This window comes from Streptomyces sp. 8L (assembly GCF_020176795.1).
GTDB lineage: Bacteria > Actinomycetota > Actinomycetes > Streptomycetales > Streptomycetaceae > Streptomyces.
On sequence record NZ_JAIUKE010000594.1, the window covers coordinates 1 to 6051 of the forward strand.

The window sequence follows — 6051 nt, forward strand, 5'->3', positions numbered from 1 at the left end:
GACGACCCCTGGGCGACCAGCGCGCCGGCCGGTGGCCAGCAGGCACCGCAGGGCGGCGGGGGCGGCTGGGGCGGCAGCTCCGGCGGCTCGGGCGGCGGCTACTCGGACGAGCCCCCCTTCTAGGAGGTTCGCCCTCGCAGGGGCGCCTTCGGAGGAGCGGGCTCGTACCCACACTTCTTGATCACACAGGAGAAACACCATGGCGAAGCCGCCTGTGCGCAAGCCTAAGAAGAAGGTCTGCGCATTCTGCAAGGACAAGACCCAGTACGTGGACTACAAGGACACGAACATGCTGCGGAAGTTCATTTCCGACCGCGGCAAGATCCGTGCCCGCCGGGTCACCGGCAACTGCACGCAGCACCAGCGCGATGTCGCCACGGCCGTGAAGAACAGCCGTGAGATGGCGCTGCTGCCCTACACGTCCACCGCGCGATAAGGGGAGGGTGACCGCATCATGAAGATCATCCTCACTCACGAGGTCAGTGGCCTCGGTGCCGCGGGCGACGTCGTCGATGTCAAGGACGGCTACGCCCGCAACTACCTCGTCCCCCGCGGGTTCGCGATCCGCTGGACCAAGGGCGGCGAGAAGGACGTGGCGCAGATCCGCCGCGCCCGCAAGATCCACGAGATCGCCACGATCGAGCAGGCCAACGAGATCAAGGCCCGCCTCGAAGGCGTGAAGGTGCGCCTCGCTGTTCGCTCCGGCGACGCGGGCCGCCTGTTCGGCTCCGTGACCCCTGCCGACCTCGCTTCCGCGATCAAGTCGGCCGGCGGTCCCGAGGTCGACAAGCGTCGCATCGAGCTCGGCACGCCCATCAAGACCCTGGGCTCGCACCAGGTCTCGGTGCGGCTGCACCCCGAGGTCGCCGCGAAGCTCGGCATCGAGGTCATCTCCGCCTGATCGGCGGTGGCGCCTCGGCAGGCGGTATGTGCTTCGTGCACGGTGCCTCATGCCTGTCGTGTTGTACATGAAGGGCCGCGCCCTCCTGGGGGTGCGGCCCTTTCGTGTGTCCGCGGCCTTTCCGTGTGTCCCCGGCACCAGGTGCCTGTCCGCTCCGTGTGTCCCCGGCACCAGGTGCCTGTCCGCGCGATGTTTCACGTGAAACGCGACGACGTGACGGGGGCGGGGGACGGGGGACGACGAGATGCCGAGAGGACGGGCCGACGGGGATGGCCGGCTGACGCCGTGCCGGGTCCGCAGGTGACGAGGCCCACCGGGCCTGTGGTGGGCAGGGCCTCAGCGGGCGGCGCCGGTGACCAGCCAGCGGCCGGAACGCATCCGCAGCGACAGCGTGATTAGGCGCATCAGCATCATCAGCCCCATCGCCCACCAGAGGGCGGTGAGCCCGCCGCCGAGGGACGGTACGGCCAGAGCGACCGGCGCGAAGACCGCCAGGGTCACCACCATCGCTCCGGCGAGGTACACGCCGTCCCCCGCGCCCATCAGCACGCCGTCCAGGATGAAGACGATCCCCGCGACGGGCTGGATGAGCGCCACGACCAGCAGAGCGGGCAGCATCGCGTCCCGTACGGTCGGGTCGCCCGTGAACAGCGGGATGAAGAGCGGCCGGGCCAGCACGATGAGGGCGCCGATCACCACACCGGCGACCAGCCCCCACAGGATCATCCGGCGGCACGCCTGCCGGGCACCCGAAGGATCGTCAGCACCCAGGTAGCGTCCGATGATCGCCTGCCCGGCGATGGCGATGGCGTCCAGTGCGAAGGCGGTCAGGCTCCACAGAGACAGCACGACCTGGTGTGCGGCGATGTCCACGTCGCTGAGCCGGGCGGCCACCGCGGTGGCGATGAGGAGCACCGCGCGGAGCGAGAGCGTACGGACCAACAGGGGCACACCGGCGCGAGCGCTCGCCCGGACCCCCGCGGCGTCGGGGCGCAGAGAGGCGCCGTGCCTGCGGGCACCGCGGACGACCACGACCAGGTACACGGCGGCCATGCCCCACTGGGCGATGACCGTGCCCCAGGCGGAGCCGGCGATGCCGAGGCCGGCGCCGTAGACGAGGGAGGCGTTGAGTCCTGCGTTGGCCGCGAAGCCGCCGACGGCGACGTAGAGCGGGGTGCGGGTGTCCTGAAGTCCGCGGAGCACCCCGGTGGCCGCGAGCACCATCAGCATGGCGGGGATGCCGAGGCTGGAGATGCGCAGATAGGTGGTGGCGTAGGGGGCGGCGGTGTCCGAGGCGCCGAACGCGGTCACCAGCCAGGGCGCCGCGGGGAGCGTGGCCGCGATGACGGCCGCGCCCAGCAGGACGGCCAGCCATATCCCGTCCATCCCCTGCTGGATGGCGGCCTTCAGGTCGCCCGCGCCGACACGCCGTGCGACGGCCGCCGTGGTGGCGTACGCGAGGAAGACGAAGATGCTCACTGCGGTGGTGAGGAGCGCCGCCGCGATGCCGAGACCGGCGAGTTCCCGGGTTCCCAGATGGCCCACGATCGCGCTGTCCACCATGACGAAGAGGGGCTCGGCGACCAGTGCGCCGAAGGCGGGGACGGCGAGAGAGACGATCTCCCGGTCATGCCGGCGGCGATCGGTGCGCACGGGTGGCCCGGGCGCGGCGGGGGCCTGTGTCATGCAGTCAATCTAGTCTTCCACAGGTAAGAGGTGCAATGCGCTTGGGATGCTTACATGGCTGGACGGGTCGCGACGCCGGGCGCCGTCTTGTGCCGGATCGTGGTCCGTCCGCGAAAGTTTTTCTCCCCCACAGCCCGTGGACGGCAAAGATGCAGGTCAGGATGGGTCGGCGGGAACGGTCCCGGTCTTGTCCACAGAGCTGTCCCCCGCTTCGTGCACAGGAACGGTGAGGTTCTCCACAGCATTGGATCGCTCATCCACATGGCCTGTGGATAACCAGATTGGCTGACGGTGCCGACGGGCCTACCGTGGACCGGCGTCCGACGCGCCGAGACCGGAGCCAGCCCTCTCGTTTTGTCAGTGTCGTGCCGTAGAAAGAGTGGCACGGCGAGGTCCGCGGAGCGGATGTGAGGAGGTGGCCGGTGAGCATTCCCGAGCCATTGGACAGCCCCTGGACCGACGCCGGTCCCGACGAGCGTCCCTCCATGTCGCGACAGCGGCGCGGTGGCGACGGAGGCGGCCGGGACGAGCGGCACGACCGCGGTGCGGACAGCGGCTGGGACAGCGGCCCCGGGTTCGAGCGGGTGCCACCGCAGGATCTCGACGCGGAGCAGTCCGTACTCGGCGGCATGCTGCTGTCCAAGGACGCGATCGCGGACGTCGTGGAGATCCTCAAGGGCAACGACTTCTACCGCCCCGCCCACGAGACGGTCTACCTCGCGATCCTCGACCTGTACGCGAAGGGCGAGCCCGCCGACCCCATCACGGTGGCGGCCGAACTGGTCAAGCGCGGCGAGATCACCCGGATCGGCGGGGCGTCGTACCTGCACACGCTGGTGCAGTCGGTGCCGACCGCGGCGAACGCCTCGTACTACGCGGAGATCGTCCATGAACGGGCCGTGCTGCGCCGCCTGGTGGAGGCGGGAACCAAGATCACACAGATGGGGTACGCGGCGGACGGGGACGTCGACGAGATCGTGAACTCGGCGCAGGCGGAGATCTACGCCGTCACCGAGCAGCGCACCAGCGAGGACTACCTGCCGCTCGGCGACATCATGGAGGGCGCGCTCGACGAGATCGAGGCGATCGGGTCGCGCAGCGGCGAGATGACCGGCGTGCCCACGGGGTTCACGGACTTCGACTCGCTGACCAACGGGCTGCACCCCGGCCAGATGATCGTCATCGCGGCCCGTCCCGCGATGGGCAAGTCGACGCTGGCGCTGGACTTCGCCCGGGCCGCGTCCATCAAGAACAACCTTCCCAGCGTCATCTTCTCGCTCGAAATGGGACGCAACGAGATCGCGATGCGCCTCCTGTCGGCGGAGGCCAGGGTCGCCCTGCACCACATGCGTTCGGGCACGATGACCGACGAGGACTGGACCCGGCTGGCCCGCCGCATGCCGGACGTGACACAGGCGCCGCTGTACATCGACGACTCGCCGAACCTGTCGATGATGGAGATCCGCGCCAAGTGCCGCCGCCTGAAACAACGCAACGATCTGCGGCTGGTTGTCATCGACTACCTCCAGCTGATGCAGTCGGGCGGTTCGAAGCGCATCGAGAGCCGCCAGCAGGAGGTCTCGGACATGAGCCGCAACCTCAAGCTTTTGGCGAAGGAGCTGGAGATCCCCGTCATCGCGCTCTCCCAGCTGAACCGTGGTCCCGAACAGCGCACCGACAAGAAGCCGATGGTGTCCGACCTGCGTGAGTCGGGGTCGATCGAGCAGGACGCGGACATGGTCATCCTGCTGCACCGCGAGGACGCGTACGAGAAGGAGTCGCCGCGCGCGGGCGAGGCGGACCTGATCGTCGCCAAGCACCGCAACGGCCCCACCGCCACCATCACGGTCGCCTTCCAGGGCCACTACTCGCGCTTCGTCGACATGGCGCAGACGTGACCGGCCGGCCGTAGCGGCTCACGCCACCACCATCGCCATCACGGGGTACGCGGCTGTACGGCCGTGGCTGTCACCGCGCGTGCGGCGGGCGCGGAGTACGCGTCGCGGAACATCGCGACGGTGCCGCTGTGGGCGCTGCCGGCGCCGCCACCGCGCCGGTGTACGCGGCTACTTGGGCGTGCCCGGCGTCGCCCGGCCCCTTTTGGCCGGGCCGGGTCCGTTCCTTCTGGCCATCCGGCACTGTGACCCAGGTCTCATGACGGGCGTGCAGCACATGAGACCGATTTCCCGTCGTGGAGGGGTGACAGGAAGGGATGGGGATGTGGACCTGGCAACCGAGCACGACGCCCGTATCGGAATCAGCAAGCCCGGACTGGCGGAGCCGCAGTACGACTTCCACGGCTTCGTCGTCGCCCGGTCAGCCGTGCTGTTCCGCGGCGCCCTTGTCCTGACGGGAAACCGCGAGGCCGCGAAGGACCTGGTCCAGGAGACCCTGGAGCGGGCCTGCCGCAAATGGCGCATCATCGCCGCCAAGGACTCTCCGGAGGCCTACGTGCGGCGGATCATGGTGAACCTGGCCAACGACCGGTGGCGGAGGTTCCGCCGCACGGTCCCGCAGGAGGACGGCGGCGAACGTGCCGCCCCCGGGGACCAGTACGGGCAGGTGGACACGAGGGACCAGTTGGTCCGGGCCCTCCAGGCGCTGCCGATTCGCATGCGGACGGTCGTGGTACTGCGGTACTTCCACGACCTGTCGGATGACGAGATAGCGGCCGACCTGAGAATCTCACCGAGTACCGTGCGGTCCCAGCTCGCTCGTGGCCTCGACAAGCTCAGAGGCCAGTTCCCCGCACTCTCCAGCCCTTCACCACAGCAGCTCACGGAAGGTATCCGATGAGATCGTACGATTCGTTGCCTTCCGGCTGTGACCCCTTCGAGCAGGAACTGGTGAATGCCATGAAGGACTTCGTGAACACGGCCGCGACACCGCACTTCGACACGGCCGCCATCGAGCGCGGGGCCCGCCGCAAGCGGGCCGCCACCATCGCGGGCGTCGCCGCCGCCCTGGTCGTGGCCTGCGGCGCGGGCACCGCGCTGGCCGCCACCAACGGCGCGCACACCTCGGCGCAGACAGCCGCCGCCTCCGCCGCGGACAGCACCACCCTGCTTGTCCGCACCAGCACCGGTACCGCCAAGCAGCAGCTGGCGGGCGTGACTTCGCAGAGGGCCAGGGCGACGCTCGTCCACTACGGCCTCACGCCCACGTTCACCCGGGTCAAGAAGGCCGACTGCCCGCAGCCGGAGGACGCGGTGGTCTCGGTTTCGCCGCACGCCCCGACGGCGGTCCACGCGGGTGACACGGTCCTCGTGACCACGTGCTACCGCTGACCCCGGAGAAGACGGCCTGACGGAGCAGGGCCGGCCGGACAGAGGCAGGAACACAGGGTGGTGGGGGGGGGGGGGGGGGGGGGCCCCCCCCCCCCCCCCACAACACCAACACCCCCCGACCAGCGGGGGCGCGGCCCGGGCGAGGCATAGACCGGAGGGCGCCCGGGGCGCGCGGCG

6 protein-coding genes are annotated in these 6051 nt (G+C 69.8%); 5 read left to right on the top strand and 1 reads right to left on the bottom strand.

What is annotated here, in order from left to right; translation table 11 throughout:
* Positions 1-199: 199 nt before the first annotated feature.
* Positions 200-436 carry a 30S ribosomal protein S18 gene (rpsR, locus tag LCE31_RS35185; RefSeq protein ID WP_003967857.1) on the top strand — a complete coding sequence of 79 codons (237 nt, stop codon included), beginning with the start codon at positions 200-202 and terminating at the stop codon, positions 434-436.
* A gap of 18 nt (positions 437-454) precedes the next feature.
* Entirely contained in the window at positions 455-901 is a 447-nt protein-coding gene (gene rplI / locus LCE31_RS35190) for a 50S ribosomal protein L9 (RefSeq protein ID WP_225021820.1), read from the top strand.
* A gap of 336 nt (positions 902-1237) precedes the next feature.
* On the opposite strand, the gene LCE31_RS35195 is transcribed toward rplI, so the two are convergent.
* On the bottom strand, positions 1238-2587 hold the full coding sequence (locus LCE31_RS35195) for an MATE family efflux transporter (RefSeq protein ID WP_225021822.1): 1350 nt from the start codon (positions 2585-2587) through the stop codon (positions 1238-1240).
* Between the two features lie 422 nt (positions 2588-3009).
* Between LCE31_RS35195 and dnaB the strand changes: the two genes are divergently transcribed.
* The 3 genes from dnaB to LCE31_RS35210 all read left to right on the top strand — a co-directional run bounded on the left by dnaB (position 3010) and on the right by LCE31_RS35210 (position 5874).
* Entirely contained in the window at positions 3010-4485 is a 1476-nt protein-coding gene (dnaB, locus tag LCE31_RS35200; protein WP_225021824.1) for a replicative DNA helicase, read from the top strand.
* A 322-nt stretch (positions 4486-4807) separates the two neighbouring features.
* Complete coding sequence (locus LCE31_RS35205; protein WP_225021826.1) at positions 4808-5383, top strand: SigE family RNA polymerase sigma factor; 576 nt, start codon at positions 4808-4810, stop codon at positions 5381-5383.
* Entirely contained in the window at positions 5380-5874 is a 495-nt protein-coding gene (locus tag LCE31_RS35210; protein WP_225021828.1) for a hypothetical protein, read from the top strand. The genes LCE31_RS35205 and LCE31_RS35210 overlap by 4 nt, the downstream gene beginning before the upstream one ends.
* Positions 5875-6051: the final 177 nt, after the last annotated feature.